Origin of the sequence: Bartonella jaculi, assembly GCF_039543045.1 — a bacterium.
GTDB lineage: Bacteria > Pseudomonadota > Alphaproteobacteria > Rhizobiales > Rhizobiaceae > Bartonella > Bartonella jaculi.
In genome coordinates this window covers 19,427-36,913 of sequence record NZ_BAABIZ010000005.1, presented here as the reverse complement: position 1 = coordinate 36,913, position 17,487 = coordinate 19,427, and the positions used below count along the sequence as shown (strand labels likewise).

16 protein-coding genes and 1 other RNA gene are annotated in these 17,487 nt (G+C 38.9%); 6 read left to right on the top strand and 11 right to left on the bottom strand.

The annotated features are described in order from the left end of the window. Nucleotides 1–70 precede the first annotated feature (70 nt). The 3 genes from ABD915_RS03455 to ABD915_RS03445 are packed head-to-tail and all read right to left on the bottom strand — an operon-like array spanning nucleotide 71 to nucleotide 3,402. The gene (locus tag ABD915_RS03455) at nucleotides 71–1,897 is read right to left on the bottom strand and encodes an aminopeptidase P family protein (protein ID WP_345115216.1); all 1,827 of its coding nucleotides are present in this window, start codon (nucleotides 1,895–1,897) and stop codon (nucleotides 71–73) included. A gap of 23 nt (nucleotides 1,898–1,920) precedes the next feature. After that, the gene (locus ABD915_RS03450; protein ID WP_345115213.1) at nucleotides 1,921–2,790 is read right to left on the bottom strand and encodes a 50S ribosomal protein L11 methyltransferase; all 870 of its coding nucleotides are present in this window, start codon (nucleotides 2,788–2,790) and stop codon (nucleotides 1,921–1,923) included. A 30-nt stretch (nucleotides 2,791–2,820) separates the two neighbouring features. Beyond that, nucleotides 2,821–3,402, bottom strand: a complete 582-nt coding sequence (locus ABD915_RS03445) for an SCO family protein (RefSeq protein WP_345115211.1) — start codon at nucleotides 3,400–3,402, stop codon at nucleotides 2,821–2,823. A 129-nt stretch (nucleotides 3,403–3,531) separates the two neighbouring features. Between ABD915_RS03445 and ABD915_RS03440 the strand changes: the two genes are divergently transcribed. Next, nucleotides 3,532–4,161 carry an LbetaH domain-containing protein gene (locus ABD915_RS03440; protein WP_345115208.1) on the top strand — a complete coding sequence of 210 codons (630 nt, stop codon included), beginning with the start codon at nucleotides 3,532–3,534 and terminating at the stop codon, nucleotides 4,159–4,161. A gap of 60 nt (nucleotides 4,162–4,221) precedes the next feature. Here the strand turns inward: ABD915_RS03440 and ABD915_RS03435 are convergent, their stop codons facing one another. The 5 genes from ABD915_RS03435 to ssrA all read right to left on the bottom strand — a co-directional run bounded on the left by ABD915_RS03435 (nucleotide 4,222) and on the right by ssrA (nucleotide 8,172). Beyond that, the gene (locus ABD915_RS03435; RefSeq protein ID WP_345115206.1) at nucleotides 4,222–6,540 is read right to left on the bottom strand and encodes an ATP-dependent helicase; all 2,319 of its coding nucleotides are present in this window, start codon (nucleotides 6,538–6,540) and stop codon (nucleotides 4,222–4,224) included. Nucleotides 6,541–6,643: 103 nt separating this feature from the next. Continuing rightward, the gene (locus ABD915_RS03430; RefSeq protein ID WP_345115204.1) at nucleotides 6,644–6,895 is read right to left on the bottom strand and encodes a ribbon-helix-helix domain-containing protein; all 252 of its coding nucleotides are present in this window, start codon (nucleotides 6,893–6,895) and stop codon (nucleotides 6,644–6,646) included. A 6-nt stretch (nucleotides 6,896–6,901) separates the two neighbouring features. Then, nucleotides 6,902–7,090: a DUF4169 family protein gene (locus ABD915_RS03425; protein ID WP_345115200.1), complete on the bottom strand. Its 189-nt coding sequence runs from the start codon at nucleotides 7,088–7,090 to the stop codon at nucleotides 6,902–6,904. Between the two features lie 8 nt (nucleotides 7,091–7,098). Further along, nucleotides 7,099–7,644, bottom strand: a complete 546-nt coding sequence (locus tag ABD915_RS03420) for an SspB family protein (protein WP_345115197.1) — start codon at nucleotides 7,642–7,644, stop codon at nucleotides 7,099–7,101. A 170-nt stretch (nucleotides 7,645–7,814) separates the two neighbouring features. Then, nucleotides 7,815–8,172: a transfer-messenger RNA gene (gene ssrA / locus ABD915_RS03415) on the bottom strand. Between the two features lie 95 nt (nucleotides 8,173–8,267). On the opposite strand from ssrA, the gene ABD915_RS03410 reads away from it, so the two are divergent. Next, nucleotides 8,268–8,573, top strand: a complete 306-nt coding sequence (locus tag ABD915_RS03410; protein WP_345115194.1) for a DUF2853 family protein — start codon at nucleotides 8,268–8,270, stop codon at nucleotides 8,571–8,573. A 77-nt stretch (nucleotides 8,574–8,650) separates the two neighbouring features. Here the strand turns inward: ABD915_RS03410 and ABD915_RS03405 are convergent, their stop codons facing one another. The 3 genes from ABD915_RS03405 to ABD915_RS03395 form a co-directional block, all read right to left on the bottom strand. After that, nucleotides 8,651–9,958 (bottom strand): MFS family transporter, encoded by a 1,308-nt coding sequence (locus tag ABD915_RS03405; RefSeq protein ID WP_345115191.1) that lies wholly within the window; start codon nucleotides 9,956–9,958, stop codon nucleotides 8,651–8,653. Between the two features lie 545 nt (nucleotides 9,959–10,503). Next, complete coding sequence (locus tag ABD915_RS03400; RefSeq protein WP_345115188.1) at nucleotides 10,504–11,811, bottom strand: MFS family transporter; 1,308 nt, start codon at nucleotides 11,809–11,811, stop codon at nucleotides 10,504–10,506. A 576-nt stretch (nucleotides 11,812–12,387) separates the two neighbouring features. Continuing rightward, nucleotides 12,388–13,695 (bottom strand): MFS family transporter, encoded by a 1,308-nt coding sequence (locus ABD915_RS03395; protein WP_345115185.1) that lies wholly within the window; start codon nucleotides 13,693–13,695, stop codon nucleotides 12,388–12,390. A 186-nt stretch (nucleotides 13,696–13,881) separates the two neighbouring features. On the opposite strand from ABD915_RS03395, the gene ABD915_RS03390 reads away from it, so the two are divergent. The 4 genes from ABD915_RS03390 to hflC all read left to right on the top strand — a co-directional run bounded on the left by ABD915_RS03390 (nucleotide 13,882) and on the right by hflC (nucleotide 17,388). Beyond that, nucleotides 13,882–14,676 (top strand): thymidylate synthase, encoded by a 795-nt coding sequence (locus ABD915_RS03390; RefSeq protein ID WP_345115182.1) that lies wholly within the window; start codon nucleotides 13,882–13,884, stop codon nucleotides 14,674–14,676. Then, entirely contained in the window at nucleotides 14,673–15,182 is a 510-nt protein-coding gene (locus ABD915_RS03385) for a dihydrofolate reductase (protein ID WP_345115179.1), read from the top strand. The genes ABD915_RS03390 and ABD915_RS03385 overlap by 4 nt, the downstream gene beginning before the upstream one ends. 119 nt (nucleotides 15,183–15,301) lie before the next feature. Further along, nucleotides 15,302–16,447: an FtsH protease activity modulator HflK gene (gene hflK, locus ABD915_RS03380; RefSeq protein ID WP_345115389.1), complete on the top strand. Its 1,146-nt coding sequence runs from the start codon at nucleotides 15,302–15,304 to the stop codon at nucleotides 16,445–16,447. A 2-nt stretch (nucleotides 16,448–16,449) separates the two neighbouring features. Continuing rightward, nucleotides 16,450–17,388 carry a protease modulator HflC gene (gene hflC / locus ABD915_RS03375; protein ID WP_345115176.1) on the top strand — a complete coding sequence of 313 codons (939 nt, stop codon included), beginning with the start codon at nucleotides 16,450–16,452 and terminating at the stop codon, nucleotides 17,386–17,388. The last annotated feature ends 99 nt before the right edge of the window (nucleotides 17,389–17,487 follow it).

Genomic DNA, 17,487 nt, shown 5'->3' with positions numbered 1-17,487 from the left:
TACACATTTTTTCCTAAAAAAAGAAGCTACAGTGTTTTTTCGAAAGAGTAAAAGTTATACGCTGCTTCATTTAAAGCGGCATTGTTGCTTCTTTTGCCCACTTTTTATCTTCTTCGTTCAAGTAAGGTGCATTAACCTGATAAACATGCGCATGATAATCATTGAGCCATTGACGTTCCTGTTGTGTTAAAAACTCTGAGAGGATTAATTTTCGGTCAATGGGACAATTTGTGAGTGTTTCGAATGAGAGCATTTCTCTATCTCCACCGTTAACTTTTTGCGCTGGTTTTACAATCATCAAATTTTCAATACGAATCCCAAAAGCACCTTCGCGATAATATCCAGGTTCATTAGAAATAATCATTCCTGGAATGAGTTCTTGGCACCCATTGCGTGAAAGATTTTGTGGACCTTCATGAACAGAGAGATAAGATCCAACTCCATGACCAGTGCCATGGGCATAGTCAAAACCAGCTTTCCACAATGCTATACGTGCTAGGATATCAATGTCTTGTCCACGTGTGCCTTTTGGAAAGCGTGCGGTTGAAAGAGCAATCATGCCTTTGAGAACAAGAGTAAAACAGCGTTTTTCTTCCTCTCCAATATTTCCAATTGCTACTGTACGCGTGATATCCGTGGTGCCATCACGATATTGTCCACCTGAATCAACAAGATAAAGTTCACCAGCTTTCAGTAATTTATTTGTTTTAGTTGTGACACGATAATGAACAATAGCACCATTTGCGCCTGCTGCTGAGATCGTATCAAAAGACAGATCTTCAAGCTTTTCTCCCATTTCTTCTGCTGCTATTATGCGAAATTCTTCTAATTTTTGAGCAGCAGAAATTTCACTTATTGTGCCTGGTGCTTGTTTATCTAACCAAGAAAAAAAGCGAGTAAGGGCTACACCATCGCGCAAGTGTGCTTTGCGTGCACCATCTTGTTCGGTGCTATTTTTAATGGCACGTGGCAGGGTAGCCGGATCGGTAAGTGTAATGAAAGAGCACCCTTCTTCTGCAATAACAGTACGAAATTTTTCGCATGTTAGCCGTGGATCTAAGGCAAAAACTGTTCCTTTTTGAACATAATCTTTGATCTTTGGAATAAGTTGCTCTGGTTCATACAGTTTTGCATAATGTTCTAGATATTGTTTTCCTTCTCCACTAAGCTTTTTGCTATCAATGAATAAGGCTGGCGTTTCTTTGATTGAAATGACAGCAAAACAAAGGGCAAAAGGTGTGTTGGAAACATCATTGCCACGTATATTGAATATCCACGCAATAGAGGAGGGGTCTGTAAAAATAAAGGCATCTGCATTGGCTTTTTGTATATCTTTGCAAATCAATGTTAATTTTTCATCTGAACTGCATCCTGCATATTTGAGAGGATGAACCGATAGGGTAGATTGCGGTGATTGTGGTTGATCATGCCAGATAAGATCAATAGGATTGGAGTGAATTGCTACAAGTTTTCCACCGACTTTAATTTCTAATGCGTCTCTCAATGTATCGGTGGCAGCAATGGTGTGAAGCCATGGATCAAAGCCAATAGAGAGTTTTTGCCCATTTGTTTCAAGCCATTGTGAGGGGGGACAGGCTATTAGATCTTCATAATCAAAAATATGAGGATCAGTTTGTTGGCGAACTTGGAGTTTATACCGTCCGTCTGTGAATATAATGGCTTTGTTTTTTAAGATGAGAGCAATACCAGCTGAGCCAGTAAAGCCGGTTAACCAACTAAGACGTTGAGCATGTGGAGGGACATATTCTCCTTGATGTTCATCTGCACGTGGAACCAGAAAACCATTTAGCTCAAGGCGGTCTAATTCTTTACGAAGAGAGGCAATGCGCTCGAGAGCATGCGTGGGATTTGTTGTTGCTTCGAAAGATTGATACATAACAACGTCCTTTTCTTTTTCTTTTATTTGAGATGTATCGTAACCCATCCTTGCCGATGGTATGTTTCAATGTGTTTCAAGCCTTGTTTTATATAAACTTTTAAAACATCGGCATGTTGCTCTTCAAGGATTCCAGAGAGTATCAGTGATCCGCCTTTTTGGAGTGCCTTTACTATTTCTTGTGCAAGTTCAATAAGAGGATTGGCAAGGATATTAGCAACAATGAGATCAAAGGGCGCACGTGAAGCAATTTCATCATGGGCAAAACCCGTTGCTGTGACAGCTGTGATATATTCCTTTACGCCATTGAGTTGGATATTGTGTTGTGTAACTTGAATAGCGATTGGATCAATATCGGATGCAAGTATCGCAATAGGTTTAAGCATTGCGATGCCAATAGCGAGCACCCCACTGCCGGTACCAAGATCAAGAGCATTTTTTGGATTTTCATTTTCTATCACTTTGGCAATCATTTCTAAACAACCAGCTGTTGTCCCATGATGTCCTGTACCAAAGGCTTGATTTGCTTCAATTTCAATAGGAAAAACATCAGGTGGAATGTCGCCTCTATTGTGGCTTCCATGAAGAAAAAAAGGACCAGCTTGCACCGGTTTTAGCCCTTCAAGGCTTTTCTTTACCCAATCAATATTAGGTAAAATTTCACTTTTAATTTTATCAGGATCCATAGAAAGGATGTGTGCAAAACGTTTCGAAGCATTCTCTTGGCTTTCTTGATCTACATAAATTGAAAGCTCATATATAGAATTCTTTTCATCTATCTCTGCCAGAGAAAGAGGATAGCCTTCTTCATCAAAGGCTGTTTCCATAAGTGTGTACAATTGTTCTGCTTCATTTTTGAAAGCAGTACAATACAAACGAATTTGCTGCGACATGCTGTTCTTTCTCTTAAATCAGCTTTAAATTTAATTTGAGACGAGTTTTTTAAGCCGTTCAATGGCGATATCATCTCTTAAATCATCGTTATCTTCTCTAATTTCATAAGGAATAACGCCAGCTAATTTTCCACCTTTTTTGAGTAAAAAAATTGCTGCTGTATGGTTATATGTATAGTTTCCATCTGTTCCAGGAACTTTTTCAGCAACGATGTTAAAAGAATCTACCATTTTATGAACTTTATCAGGGTCTCCACTGATACCAATGATTTTATCGTTAAAATTACTGAGATAATTATGGAGTACTTCTGGTGTGTCACGTTCGGGGTCAACAGTAACAAACCATATCCCTAATTTATCGGCATCTGGGCCAAGTGCTGCAAGCCACCGATCAAGATTGATCAGTGTGGTAGGGCAGCTTTCAGGACACATAGTAAAGCCAAAAAAAATGATTGAAGGCTTGCTTCGAATATCAGCTTCAGTAATAGTTTTTCCATTGGAATCAGTGAGTGTAAAATTATCACCTAAAGGCTTATTTTTTAATGCATCATAAATAAAAATGCCCGCAAGAAATATGATTGTCAGCCCCAAGATGCGTATTACATTTTTCATAGTTTGACTCTCTTAGATAGATGAGAAAATTGTAACATTGGCTGGTTAACTTTGCAATCTCTGTTTTATAATTGATTTTGTTTACTTGGTAGTTTGTTTATTTATGGAAAAACAATTGGTGGAAGATGAATGGATAGAGAGAAAGATCTTCGATTTCATGAAAGTGCGCCTCGTATCCATACGACAGCACGGCTGCATGGTTGTAAATTGGGACGCTATGTGGAAATCAATGAGCGGGTGGTTTTGCGTGATGTAACTGTTGGGGATTTCTCTTATTTTGAGCATAACAGTCAGGCTATTTACAGTGATATAGGGCGTTTTTGTTCTATTGCATCTCATGTCTGTGTGAATGCGCTAGAACATCCCATGGAACGCCTTTCAACGCATAAAATAACCTATCGCCCTAATGAATATTTTCGTTATATGGCATTAGATAGTGCTTTTCGCGAAAGGCGTTGCGCAAAACGTGTTATCATCGGGCATGATGTATGGATTGGACATGGTGCTGTTCTTATGCCTAGGGTGACAGTTGGGCATGGCGCTGTCATTGGTGCTAATGCTGTTATAACAAAAGATGTTTTGCCTTACGCGGTTGTTGCTGGTGTTCCTGCAAAGCCGTTGCGTATGCGTTTTTCCGATAATGTGATCCAGACACTTTTGGAGATGGCTTGGTGGAATTGGCCGCTTGATAAAATTTACAATGCATTGCCTGATATGCAAAGCTTATCAATCGAAGCTTTTATTCGCAAATGGAAGTAATATTCAAAATAAAATGAAAAAATATTTTTCGTTGAGAGAAGTGGTTCTATCAATTTCATGCTAAGCTTTACTTACAAAATTATCGAGCACGCGTTTTTCTCCAGCTTTCTCGAACACAATGGTTAATTTATGACCGTCTATTGCGGAAATATGGCCATAACCAAATTTTATATGAAAAATCCGATCATTGATTGAAAAATCTGAAGGAGGTTCAGAGACTGATTGGGCAATAACTTTTCCTTCAATATTTTTTTGCGTACGTTTCCATTCTGATTTAGGATAATCATTATAAAAGGGATTTTGATGTTTAAAGTGCGATCTCCCATAACCACCATAAGATGTTTCCATTTCTACTAATTCTACATGTTCTTCTGGTAATTCATTCAAAAAACGTGAGGGAAGTGTAGATTGCCAAAATCCATGAATTCTTCGATTAGATACAAACCATATATGCAGATGTTTTTTTGCTCTTGTTAGTCCTACGTAAGCTAATCTGCGTTCTTCTTCTAAACCGGAACGGCCTCCTTCATCCAAAGAACGCTGATGGGGGAAAAGCCCTTCTTCCCAGCCAGGAAGAAAAACTGTTTCAAATTCAAGCCCTTTGGCTGAATGAAGAGTCATGATGTTGACTGCATCGGTATTTTCATTGTTTTCAGCATCCATAACCAGTGCAACATGTTCTAAAAAGCTGTGAAGGCTTTCAAATTGTTCCATAGAGCGGATCATTTCTTTGAGATTTTCTAGTCGCGTTGGTGCTTCTGGAGAGCGATCTTCTAACCACATAGCTGTATAGCCTGAATCATCAAGAATTGTTTCGGCAAGCTCTTTATGCGGTGTATATTGCAGCATATTTTGCCAGCGGCGAAAATCTTCGACAATGCTCCGTAAAGCACTGCGTGCCTTGGGTTTTAGCTCATCCGTTTCAATTATTTCAGTAGCAGCTGCAAAGAGAGGAATAGAGCGTGCTCGTGCACTTTCATAGAGGGTGCGTAGGGTTGCATCTCCTAAGCCGCGTTTAGGGGTGTTGATAATACGTTCAAAGGCTAAATCATCCGCTGGTTGGACAACAACGCGTAAATAAGCCATGGCATCACGTATTTCCATTCGTTCATAAAAGCGTGGACCACCAATGACACGGTAATTAAGGCCAAGCGTCACAAAACGATCTTCAAATTCACGCATCTGGAATGATGCGCGCACCAATATTGCTATATGATTTAATGAATGACCGGCTTGTTGTGCTTGTTCAATTTCTTCTCCGATGGCGCGGGCTTCTTCTTGAGAATCCCATGCCGCATGAATTTTTACTTTTTCTTCTTCGATATTTATCTGATCAGAAAAAAGTGTTTTTCCAAGTCTTCCTTGATTATGAGAAATCAGATGAGAAGCGGTTTTGAGAATATGTGATGTTGAGCGATAATTGCGCTCTAAACGAATAATTTTTGCAGGAAGGAAATCTTTCTCAAAACGTAATATGTTATCGACTTTAGCGCCACGCCATCCGTAAATGGATTGATCATCATCGCCGACACAACAAAGGTTGACATGTTGTCCTTTTGGCTGTTGCGCCAAAAGGCGAAGCCAAAGATATTGTGCTGTATTTGTATCTTGATATTCATCGACAAGAATATAGCGGAATTGGGAATGATATTGGCGAAGAATATCTGGATTGTGTTGGAAGATAGAGATAGAATGAAGCAGAAGGTCTCCGAAATCACAGGCATTAAGGCTCTTTAATCTCTCTTGATAGCTGCGATAAAGTATGCGTCCCATGCCGTTGCCAAAGGAATGGGCATCACTTTCTGAAATACGGTCTGGTGAAAGCCCTTGATTTTTCCAAGAATCAATCATCATTGCAAAGGACCGTGCTGTCCAACGCTTATCGTCCAAGCCTTCAGCTTGAATAAGCTGTTTTAAAAGACGAAGTACATCATCGCTATCAAGAATTGTAAAATTGCTTTTTAAGCCAACAAGTTCTGCATGGCGGCGCAAAATCTTCGCGCCGGTGGAATGGAAGGTTCCAAGCCAAGGCATGCCTTCAACAATTTCACCAATAAGTTCGCCAATACGTGTTTTCATTTCACGTGCTGCTTTATTGGTGAATGTTACAGATAGTATTTGCCTAGGGGAAGCAAGCCCTGAGCGCAAAATATGAGAAATTCGGGTAGTGAGAACACGCGTTTTTCCAGTACCAGCTCCTGCAAGAACTAAAAGAGGCCCTTCTGTAGTCATGACGGCCTGTTGTTGTTCGGGATTGAGTTGTTCTAAATAGTCAGCATCACATTGTGCAGTATGAGCAATTAACCTAGGGTTATCTTCACGCTTTGGGGGCGGGGATTCATCTTCGAAAAATGGTATATCATCGGAAAAATTATTCATTGTACCTTTTGTGTAGTATTTTTTTTATCTGAACGCTAGATCTAAAAAAGCCATAATACCTTCAGTTGCATAGGAGACAGAGATCGTAAAAGATAAAATAAATTTAAAGGCGTTGGGTGAGAACGCTCTGGAGTACATAAACGCGTAACGCAGCCGAAAGATTTAGTTCCGGTGGTCTTTTACTGTCAATATCAGTGATAATAAAGGCTAAAGATTGTCCTTTTTTGCGTGCTAGAGCTTTGAGAATATCTATAAATGGTTGTTCTAAAGATACGCTTGTTGCATGTCCATCAATTCGAACAGATATTTTTCGTGAGATTACGGTTGACCAATCGATAGAAGCATCTATTTGCATTCACTTTTACTCTTCTTCATCGTTAAATAAACGATTTTGATCAAGAAATTTTTGAGTCTTTAGGGATTCTTTTTGTTCAAAAAGCTTTTCAGCTTTTGTCCGTCCAAAACGATAGCGATTCTCCTCTGCATGAACAGCTTGTTCTGCACGCTTTTTTTGTTTTCGAAATTGGCGAAGGTTAATCAGTTCAGCCATAAGTTAAATTATTTTTTCCGAAAAGAATCTAGGGAAACAACATCAGCACTTTGTTTGGCATCATTGTTTGAAGGCTCTTTATTTGTTTTGAGATTTTGGTCTTTATTTAATGTGGTTTCTTTCTGTTGTTTGTCCGATAGAATGACAGGTGTAGACGTGGTGTTTTCTGAGCTCTCATCTTCTTTAGAGTTAAGATTTGAAGGTAAGTCAAATGCTGCTTCAAATGCTGCAACAGGATCATAAAATACTTGGACGGAAGTAAAAGGAATCACCAATTTTTCGCTAATTTCCCTAAAAGAGAGCGTTACTTCAAAAGCAGTTTCTGACACACTCAAATCTCTAAACTGATGTTGTAATACGATTGTCATTTGCTCTGGATAACGGTTTTTAAGTCGAGTGGAAATTTTTACTCCCGGTGCATTTGTCAAAAAAGTAATAAAAAAATGGTGATTACCTGGAAGGCCTGCTTTAGAAACTTCCGATAAAACCTTACGGATAACTCCACGGAGTGCATCCTGAACGAGAATATCGTAACGGATTTGATCTTGAACCATAGAAGTTTATTCCTTTTATTTCACATAGTGGCTGAGTATAAATGATATCGTGCAATAAAACGTTTCTTTAAGGTAGCAATATTTTTTTTACAATGCACCTCATTAATTGAGAAAAACACGAAATTTTATGACAAATAGTGTCTGAAAGATCAATCAATAATACTTACGAAAGTGAAGGCTTCTGTTGCCAGGTGCCTCCGAACCCCGCTTAAACCTGCGACGGTTTAAGGCTTAGTTTGAAACATTCGCACTGCATTAAGCAGCGAGACGTGCTTCCGCATAGTTGTCATTTGCAACTACTCATTTAGTCCGATAACGGTGGTACTATGCCGAGTAAAAGAGCAATCTTTACGCCCTTGTCGATCCTATTTCGCCCCCACCAAAGTATAATTTTTTGCTTATTATATTTTGGTGGAGGCGCCGGGTACCGCCCCCGGGTCCAATGAGTTTATTTCATTGTCCATTTATTACCATAGCTGGCAAGCCAGCTTTTTAAATATAGATGAAAAACAGTCTTTGTAAAAGGGGGCTTGTTAATATTTTAAATCCTCTAGTTATTTATGAAACTATACAATGCGGTTGTAAAGTCCAGCCGTTAATTCTTGGAGAGGAGATATTGCAGAATGACAAATGATCTGGCAGATATTAAATTGTATGATCCAAATCCCGATGAGGCTGCAATAGAAAGGCTTCGTCATCGTTTAGCTTTGGTGATGAAAAAGCAAGATGCATCGCTTGTCGCTACATCAGATCCAAAAGAGTTAGAGCGCGTTGAAAAATGGGTTCAAGATGTTTTAGGAGCTGATGAGAAGAGTTCTAAAACAGTTGTTGCAAAAGTTGCAGAGATGATGTCGGGAGATCGTAGAAAAAGTCGTATGACTTTTTATTACTTGGTCGCTAAACAATTAAACGCTCTTCATAAAATTTAAATAATTTTAAAACTAAATTTTGCTCAATAACAAAAAAGCCCAAAGAATTTTGGGCTTTTTTGTTTAGTATAGAAGATTTAAACGGTTTCGTTTTCTTGAAGATATCCTCCTTTACTCATATCCGGTACAAAGAGAAGTGCAATGAATGCAATAATCATTACACCGGTTACGTAAAAATAAAAGAGTGATTCATGTCCCATATTTTTTAATCCAAGTGCTACATATTCAGCAGAGCCGCCAAATAATGCATTGCCAATGGCGTGAGAAAGACCAACCCCTATTGCCCGTACTGAAGAGGGAAACATTGCTGATTTCACAACACCAGAGATGGATGTATACATACTCATAATACAGAGCATTCCAATAATGGCTGATAAGGCAACCCATGTACTATGGGTGTTGCCGATTATGCTAAGCCCAGGAAACGTGGAGATTGCAGAGAGTATACTCCAGATGATGAGTAAAGTTTTCGTTCCGATTTTATCGGCTAGAATACCCGCTATGGGTTGGAATAGTATGAAAATAAAGAGTGCGGCAGTCATTATCATTGTCGCAGTCTGTTTATCGAAGCCGCTCGTTGTGATCAGATATTTCTGCATATAGGTTGTACAGGTGTAAAATGTGAGAGAGCCTCCAGATGCAAAGAGAGCAATCACAAAAAAGGCTTTGCTGTGTTTGGTAAGAAGTTCTTTAAGGCTGCCAGTATGTTTTTGAGAGCGACTTTCTTTTGTGGTCGTTTCATGGAGCGAATGACGTAGATAAATTGCAACCACTGCTCCACAGCCACCAATCACAAAGGGAATACGCCAGCCCCATGCTTTTAACTGATCTTCGTTAAGGTAAAGTGATAAAATAAATATAATAAAACTGGCTAACAGTTGGCCAGTAATAAGCGTACCAGATTGGAAAGAAGCAAAGAATCCGCGATGGTTTTTTAAGGAAACTTCACTCATATAAGTTGCTGCTGTACCATATTCACCACCCGCTGAAAGTCCTTGCATCATTCGGATTAAAAGCAGAAGAATGGCTGCTGTCACTCCAATAGTTTCATAGGTAGGAAGTATGGCTATGAGAAAAGAACCACCACACATCATAAAAATAGATATGAGCATTGAGCGTTTGCGTCCATAACGGTCAGCAATGAAGCCGAAGAGCCACGCTCCAATAGGGCGCATGAGAAAACCAATAAAAAAGACTCCTGCGCTTTTTAGCAATTGTGTAACAACATCACCATCTGAAGGAAAAAATTGTGATGCGAAATAAATCGACGTAAATGAGTAAACATAAAAATCATACCATTCTACTAGATTTCCTGATGCACTGGATATGATAGCAAAAACACGTTTTCTTTTATCATGTGCTTCTAAAGTTGCTTCGCTTTTCATGAAATGTTCCCCTTTTAGATCTATATTTATTTTTTCTAATTCTAACTAAGTTTGTTTTACGATTTGTATCACCAAAATTCAATTGTACCATAGTAATTTCTTATGAAAGCTATTTGAGATGGCTTATTTGAATTATGGGGTTATGCTTTTTGACCACTTTATTTTTGTCGGAGGATAAACTTCATCACAGCGAATCTAAAGGGGGAAAGTGCGTTGAAAAATAGCTTCAAGCTGGATGAAATGTTGGTAAAAAGAGTGCTTAAAAGGCTGTTTTAAAAGTCGTAGTTAGGGATGTTTGGAGAGTGTAGAAAAGTTGTATAGCTTTAATTGTTTAGTGACTAAACAATTAAAGATATTTGATAAAATCTAAACAATACAGAGTCTTATACATATATTTTTACTTAGTAAGTGAGCACAGTATTTCTTTATGCGGGGCGGCTACAAAAAAAGAATTATTTCATGTTTTGTGCTTCTTTTATTGAATATTTATACATCCATTATGAAAAAGCCCAATTGCTTGGGCTTTTTTATTGTGTTTAGAAAATTTAGTGAACTTCATTATCTTTAAGATATCCTCCTTTGTCTATATCTGGCATCAAGAGAATTGAGATGAGTGCAATGATCATCATACCAACTATGTAAAAAAAGAAGACAGTTTCATACCCTATATTTTTTAGTCCAAATGCTACATATTCAGCAGAACCACCAAACAGTGCATTCCCTATGGCAAAAGCAAGTCCAACTCCGATTGCTCGGATTGAAGCAGGGAACAGTTCTGCTTTTATGATACCTGCGATAGATGTATAAAAACTCATAATACAGAGCATTCCAATGATGATTAAGAGTGCGGCCCATGGATTATGGGCATCCCCAATCATTTTAAGCACAGGAATTGTGCAGATAATGGATAAGGCACTCCAACTGATGAGTGAAACTCTTGTTCCGATTTTATCGGCTAGAGAACCAAAGAGGGGTTGGAGTAACACAAAAATAAAGAGAGCAGCAGTCATTATCGTTGTTGCAGTGTGTTTATCAAATCCGGTGGTGGTGATCAGATATTTTTGCATGTAAGTGGTGTATGTGTAAAATGTGAGTGAACCTCCAGCTGTAAAGCCGATAACCAGAAAAAAAGCTTTTTTGTGGTTGCGTAAAAGCTCTTTTATACTACCAGCATGTTGTTTAGAGCGGCTTTCTTTGGTGCTTGTTTCATGGAGCGAACGACGCAGATAAATTGCAATTATTGCTCCAAATCCACCAATTACAAAAGGAATACGCCAGCCCCATGCTTTTAACTGATCTTCGTTAAGGTAAAGTGCTAAAATAAATATAGTGAAGCTGGCAAGAAGTTGACCTGAGATCGTTGTGGCATACTGGAAGGAAGCAAAAAAACCGCGACGATTTTTAAGAGCGACTTCGCTCATATAAGTTGCTGTTGTACCATATTCACCGCCAACTGAAAGTCCTTGAAACATACGGATTAAAAGTAGAAGGAATGCTGCTGTTATTCCCAAAGTTTCGTAAGTAGGAAGTATGGCAATAAGGAATGAACCACCACACATCATAAAAACAGAAATAAGCATTGAGCGTTTACGTCCATAACGGTCAGCAATAAAGCCAAAGAGCCATGCTCCAATCGGGCGCATAAGAAAGCCAATAAAAAAGATTCCTGCGGTTTTTAATAACTGCGTAACGGGATCTTCATCTGTAGGAAAGAATTGCGAAGCAAAATAAATCGACGTGAATGAATAAGCGTAAAAATCATACCATTCTACTAGATTCCCTGATGCACTGGATATGATAGCGAAGATACGTTTCCTTGTATCATGTGGAGCTAAAGTTGTTTCAGTTCTCATGAATTGTTCCCCTTTATTTTATATTTTTCTATTTAATGTTGTTTACAGTTTAAGCCATAAAAATTCAATTATATTACGATGCTTTCTTTTAAGGGGGGTAAAAGCGGCTTATTTTTGTGATGTTTGTAGCTTTTATTTTTATCGTAGAGAAAAAACGTTCCTCATATTTATAAATAAGGTATGTTTTGAATTTTATTGCATCTTTAACGATTGCATTGATCGTTCAAATCGAAAGGAGCGTTGAGATAGAATTGATTGGGATAATAGATGCCGTTTAATTTTGTTATGTAAATAAGGAAACGGTGTTTTTCTTATTTTTGATAAAGAAAAGTGAACTTTTGTTAAAACAGATTTGATGTTTTTAAAGTTAAGTGTACTGGATTCAGCGGTATCATAAAAAATCTATGGTCATGACATGAGGCAATTTATTCATCACGGTTTATATCAAAGAGGAGGATATCGCTGCTTTATGATATGAGAGATGAGTGTATAGCAGGTTGTAAATACTGATTTTTTTGTCATTATCATAATCAAGAATCCCGATTTTTCGGGATTCTTGATTCAGTTTAGAAAATTTTAATGGATACTATCACCTTGAAGGTATCCCTCTTTTCGAGCGTCGGGCATCAAGAGAACTGCAATGAATGCAAGAATCATCATGCCAGTTATATAAAAATAGAAGACAGATTCATATCCAAGACTTTTTAATTCAAGCGCTACGTATTCAGCAGAGCCGCCAAACATTGCATTGGCAATAGCGTAAGAGAGTCCAACTCCTATTGCCCGTACTGAAGCGGGAAACATTTCTGATTTTACAATGCCAGAGATGGACGTATAAAAGCTCATAATACACAGCATGCCAATAATGACTGATAGAGCAATCCATGTATTATCAGTGCTACCAATTACATGAAGTCCGGGGATGGTAAAGATAATAGATAAAACACTCCAAATAAGGAGTGAAGTTCTTGTTCCAATTTTATCAGCCATAAAACCAAATGCAGGTTGAAGTAACATGAAAACAAAGAGCGCAGCAGTCATCACAGTTGTGGCTGTATGTTTATCAAAGCCGGTGGTTGTGATCAGATATTTCTGCATGTAAGTTGTATAGGTGTAGAATGTGAGCGATCCTCCAGCTGTAAAGCCGATAACCAGAAAAAAAGCTTTTCGGTGGTTACTCAGAAGTTCCATAATACTACCAGCTTGTGTACTAGAACGACTTTCTTTGGTGGTTGTTTCATGGAGTGTGCGGCGTAGATAAATCGCAACAATTGCTCCTAGTCCACCAATGGCAAATGGAATACGCCAGCCCCACGCTTTTAATTGATCTTCGGTGAGATAAAGTGCCAGAATGAATATAACGAGACTGGCTAAAAGTTGGCCACCAATCAGTGTGGTGTATTGGAAAGAGCTAAAAAATCCACGGCGATTTTTGAGGGCGATTTCGCTCATATAAGTTGCTGTCGTACCGTATTCACCACCAACAGAAAGCCCTTGAAGCATTCTGAGTAAAAGTAAAAGAATTCCTGCTGCTACGCCAATGGTTTCATAGGTAGGAAGTAAGGCGATTAAGAAGGAACCACCGCACATCATAAAAACAGAAATAAGCATTGAGCGTTTGCGTCCATAACGATCAGCAATGAAGCCAAAAAGCCATCCGCCGATTGGGCGCATAAGAAAACCAATCGCAAAGACACCAGCAGCTTTTAAAAGTTGTGTAACAACATTGCCTTCTGAGGGAAAAAATTGTGACGCAAAGTAAATGGACGTAAAGGAATAAACATAAAAGTCATACCATTCTACTAGATTACCTGATGCACTGGACACAATAGCCCAGATACGTTTTCTTGTATCATGCGGTGCTAAAGTTGTTTCATTATCCATAAATTTATCCCTTTTATGATCATACCTAAATTGTTTCTTTTAAAATTTATTTACGATTCGATTCATCAAAATGCAATCATAATTTCCTACAAAAAATGTTTTAGGAGAGGATTTGTTTGAATTGTATTTCTATAAATATTGAATTTTCTGTTTCCTGTAACGTTAAGAATCAATCATAATATTTGTATGGAAATCTATCTTGATCTTTTATCACATGTTTTAAATAACGGCATTGATCGTACAGATCGGACCGGTGTTGGGACACGATCAATTTTTGGATATCAAATGCGGTTTGATTTGCAGGCAGGATTTCCTTTGTTAACCACGAAAAAATTGCATTTGCGTTCGATTATTTATGAGCTTTTGTGGTTTTTGAGAGGTGATACAAATATTGCATGGTTGAAGGAACATGGTGTATCAATTTGGGATGAGTGGGCTGATAAAGAGGGGAATCTTGGTCCTATTTATGGTTATCAGTGGCGTTCTTGGCCAGCACCTGATGGGCGCCATATCGATCAAATCAGTAATCTTTTGACTATGATTAAGGAAACCCCCGATTCTCGTCGATTAATTGTATCTGCTTGGAATCCAGCATTGATAGAGGAAATGGCTTTGCCTCCTTGTCATTGTTTTTTTCAATTTTATGTTGCTGATGGAAAACTATCTTGTCAACTTTATCAGCGTTCAGCGGATATTTTCTTAGGTGTTCCATTCAATATTGCATCCTATGCATTGTTGACGATGATGATTGCGCAAGTGAACGGACTTAAAGCAGGCGACTTTATTCATACTCTTGGTGATGCTCATCTTTATTCTAACCATTTTGAACAGGCGAAATATCAGTTGTCTCGTGTACCAAGTGCTTTACCGTTGATGCTTATAAATCCAGCGGTAACAGATCTTTTTTCTTTTAAATTTGAGGATTTTGAATTGCTTAATTATGAAGCGCAGCCACATATCAAGGCACCAGTAGCGATATGACTTTTTCAGTTTGTTTAATTGCAGCTGTTGCAGAAAATGGTGTTATCGGTCGTGAAGGAGCGATGCCTTGGCACTTATCCACGGATTTGCAACGCTTTAAGGCTTTGACTTTGGGTAAACCTGTCATTATGGGGCGGAAAACATGGGATTCTCTTGGACGTCCTTTACCAGGGCGTACAAATATTGTTATTACCCGTAATTGTGCATTTACGGCTGAAGGTGCTGTTATTACTCATTCTTTGTCTCAAGCTTGTTCTATTGCAAAAAGGGTAGCTTCTCAAAATGGTACAGATGCAATTTTTATTATTGGTGGTGGTGAAATTTTTCAACAAGGGTTGTGTATCGCTGATAAAATATTCTTTACAGAAGTCCTAGATTCCATTGAAGGTGATAGTTTTTTTCCTGTTTTTGATAAAGAGAAGTGGACTATTGTGCAAACACAATATATTCCAGAAGGAGAGAAAGATAGTCATCCGACACGTTTTGTAGTTTATGAACGAAGTTAATCATTTTTAATTAAATGGAAAGAGCCTGTCATTTGTATTGTAATGAGGTGAGAGGCACCCTATAAGATCAAGCAAATGGATTGGTATTTGAGTAGTAGTGGTCAGTTAAAGAGGTGATGATGCCCTGGACAAATCAAAATGGTGGTGGCCCGTGGAGTGGCGATAAAAGTAAACTCGGTGGTGGCAAAAAAACACCGGCTAAGAATCTCTTTGGTTCTGGTGGCAGTAATGGTGGTGATAATAGTCCCAATCTTGATGATATTTTGCGCAAAGGGCAGGATCAGTTTAAACAATTTGGAAGAAGTAGTCTTTCTGTTTTATTACTTCTGCTTGCTGTATTTTTTTGGCTATACCAGTCCCTTTATATTGTTCAGCAGAATGAACAAGCGGTGGAGTTGCGTTTTGGCATTCCTAAAGAAGGCATCATCGGTGATGGTTTGCATTTTCATTTTTGGCCAATTGAGACCTATATGAAAGTACCTTTAACGGAAAAAACAATTGCTATTGGTGGAAATCCTGGTCAGGTGCAGCAAAGTGATGGTTTAATGCTTTCGAGTGACCAGAATATCGTTAATGTCAATTTTTCTGTTTACTATCGAATTTCATACCCTAGTCAGTTTTTATTCAATGTAAATGATCAAGAAGGAACAGTTCGCCAAGTTGCTGAGAGTGCAATGCGTGAGGTCATTGGTTCGCGGCCGGTTGATGATGTTTTACGTGACAAGAAAGAAGAAGTTGCTAATGACGTCAGAAAGATTATCCAGTTGACTGTAGATAAATATCAACTTGGTGTTGAAATAAGCCGTGTGTCTATCAGTGAAGCTGCTCCTCCGACAAAGGTCGCTGCTGCGTTTAATTCTGTTCAGCAGGCGGAGCAGGAACGTGGAAGAATGATTGAAGAGGGGAATCGTGTGCGTTTTACGAAGATTGGTTTAGCAAATGGTGAAGCTTCACGCACAAGGGAAATCGCAAAAGGTGAAAAGGCACAAATGGTTGAAGAGGCAACTGGGCGTGCTGAACGTTTTCAGGCGATAGCTCGTGAGGCTGCAATTTCACCAGAGGCTGCTCGCTACCGTTTCTATATGGAGACGATGGGGCGTATTCTTTCTTCACCCAATAAGTTGGTTCTTGATCAGGCAAATTCCTCAGCCGTGCCCTATTTACCGCTGAACGAATTGTTGCGTAGCAATTCATCAGGAAAAGTGAAGGAAACGTCCGCACGTCCTGCATCGCTCTTGGATTCTCGCATTTCTGGAGGACATTAATTATGCAGCAATCTCGTTTTTTGTTTGTTTTTAGTGCTATAGCGTTTATTCTGATGATTTTGTGGATGTCTGTTTTTATCGTCTATCCTCGTCAACAAGTAGCAATTAAGCGCTTTGGACAAATTGTTAAGGTAGAGTCTAATCCTGGGATTTATTTTAAGGCACCCTTTGTAGATAAGATGATTATTGTTGACAATCGTTTGTTGCGTTACGATGTTCCTACACAATCTGTACAGGTTCGTGGTGGTGCGTATTATGAAGTGGATGCGTTCTTTATTTACCGTATTACAGATCCTAAGCTATTTTTACAGCGCATTGCTTCTGGGCGTCCGCAAATTGCTGCTCGTGAAAATCTTGCACCGCGTTTTATTGATGCTTTGCGGGCTGTTTATGGTAAGCGAGAATTTAAGGCGGCTTTATCAGATGAACGCGGAGCGATGATGGCTGAAGTACAGAAGCAGTTTTCTGTAGATGCGGGGTCGTTGGGTATTACCATTGTTGATGTGCGTATTCGCAAAACTGATTTGACCGATGCTGTTTCAGAAGATGTCTATCGGCAAATGGCTGCTGAACGTGAAGCTGCTGCGGAAAATATTCGTGCGCGTGGACAGCAGGAACGAGATCGTATTGTGGCGGAAGCTAATCGTGAATATGAAGAAATCGTAGCAGCTGCAAAGCGTGATGCTGAAATTACCCGTGGTGAAGGTCAGGCTGAAAGTATTCGCCTTTTATTGAATGCGCGGGAGGCTAATCCGTCCTTTTATGATTTTTGGTTAGCGATGGAACAATACAAGAATTTAGAGCGTACTCCGATGGTGATTTCACCAAATGAGGATTTCTTTTTCTATTTTCGTAATCCGCCGCAGGCAAATAAAGCATTCTTACCGAAAATGAATACTGGAATCAGTAAAACTGAGCAAAAATCGGAAGAAAATAGATGAAACAATGGGGTGCAGATACGAGCTTTTACATAAAAAGAGTGATCTGTAATCGTTTTCTGTTATGGTAAAAGTGGTGGAGAGTATCGAGCCATGCTGGTT

Coding starts and splice junctions, on each gene's coding strand:
- ABD915_RS03420 (WP_345115197.1), bottom strand. CDS start 7,644: ATGGTTCAAGATCAAATCCGTTACGATATTCTCGTTCAGGATGCACTC.
- ABD915_RS03440 (WP_345115208.1), top strand. CDS start 3,532: ATGGATAGAGAGAAAGATCTTCGATTTCATGAAAGTGCGCCTCGTATC.
- ABD915_RS03445 (WP_345115211.1), bottom strand. CDS start 3,402: ATGAAAAATGTAATACGCATCTTGGGGCTGACAATCATATTTCTTGCG.
- ABD915_RS03430 (WP_345115204.1), bottom strand. CDS start 6,895: ATGCAAATAGATGCTTCTATCGATTGGTCAACCGTAATCTCACGAAAA.
- ABD915_RS03425 (WP_345115200.1), bottom strand. CDS start 7,090: ATGGCTGAACTGATTAACCTTCGCCAATTTCGAAAACAAAAAAAGCGT.
- ABD915_RS03435 (WP_345115206.1), bottom strand. CDS start 6,540: ATGAATAATTTTTCCGATGATATACCATTTTTCGAAGATGAATCCCCG.
- hflC (WP_345115176.1), top strand. CDS start 16,450: ATGCAGCAATCTCGTTTTTTGTTTGTTTTTAGTGCTATAGCGTTTATT.
- ABD915_RS03400 (WP_345115188.1), bottom strand. CDS start 11,811: ATGAGAACTGAAACAACTTTAGCTCCACATGATACAAGGAAACGTATC.
- ABD915_RS03405 (WP_345115191.1), bottom strand. CDS start 9,958: ATGAAAAGCGAAGCAACTTTAGAAGCACATGATAAAAGAAAACGTGTT.
- ABD915_RS03385 (WP_345115179.1), top strand. CDS start 14,673: ATGACTTTTTCAGTTTGTTTAATTGCAGCTGTTGCAGAAAATGGTGTT.
- ABD915_RS03450 (WP_345115213.1), bottom strand. CDS start 2,790: ATGTCGCAGCAAATTCGTTTGTATTGTACTGCTTTCAAAAATGAAGCA.
- ABD915_RS03455 (WP_345115216.1), bottom strand. CDS start 1,897: ATGTATCAATCTTTCGAAGCAACAACAAATCCCACGCATGCTCTCGAG.
- ABD915_RS03390 (WP_345115182.1), top strand. CDS start 13,882: ATGGAAATCTATCTTGATCTTTTATCACATGTTTTAAATAACGGCATT.
- ABD915_RS03410 (WP_345115194.1), top strand. CDS start 8,268: ATGACAAATGATCTGGCAGATATTAAATTGTATGATCCAAATCCCGAT.
- ABD915_RS03395 (WP_345115185.1), bottom strand. CDS start 13,695: ATGGATAATGAAACAACTTTAGCACCGCATGATACAAGAAAACGTATC.
- hflK (WP_345115389.1), top strand. CDS start 15,302: ATGCCCTGGACAAATCAAAATGGTGGTGGCCCGTGGAGTGGCGATAAA.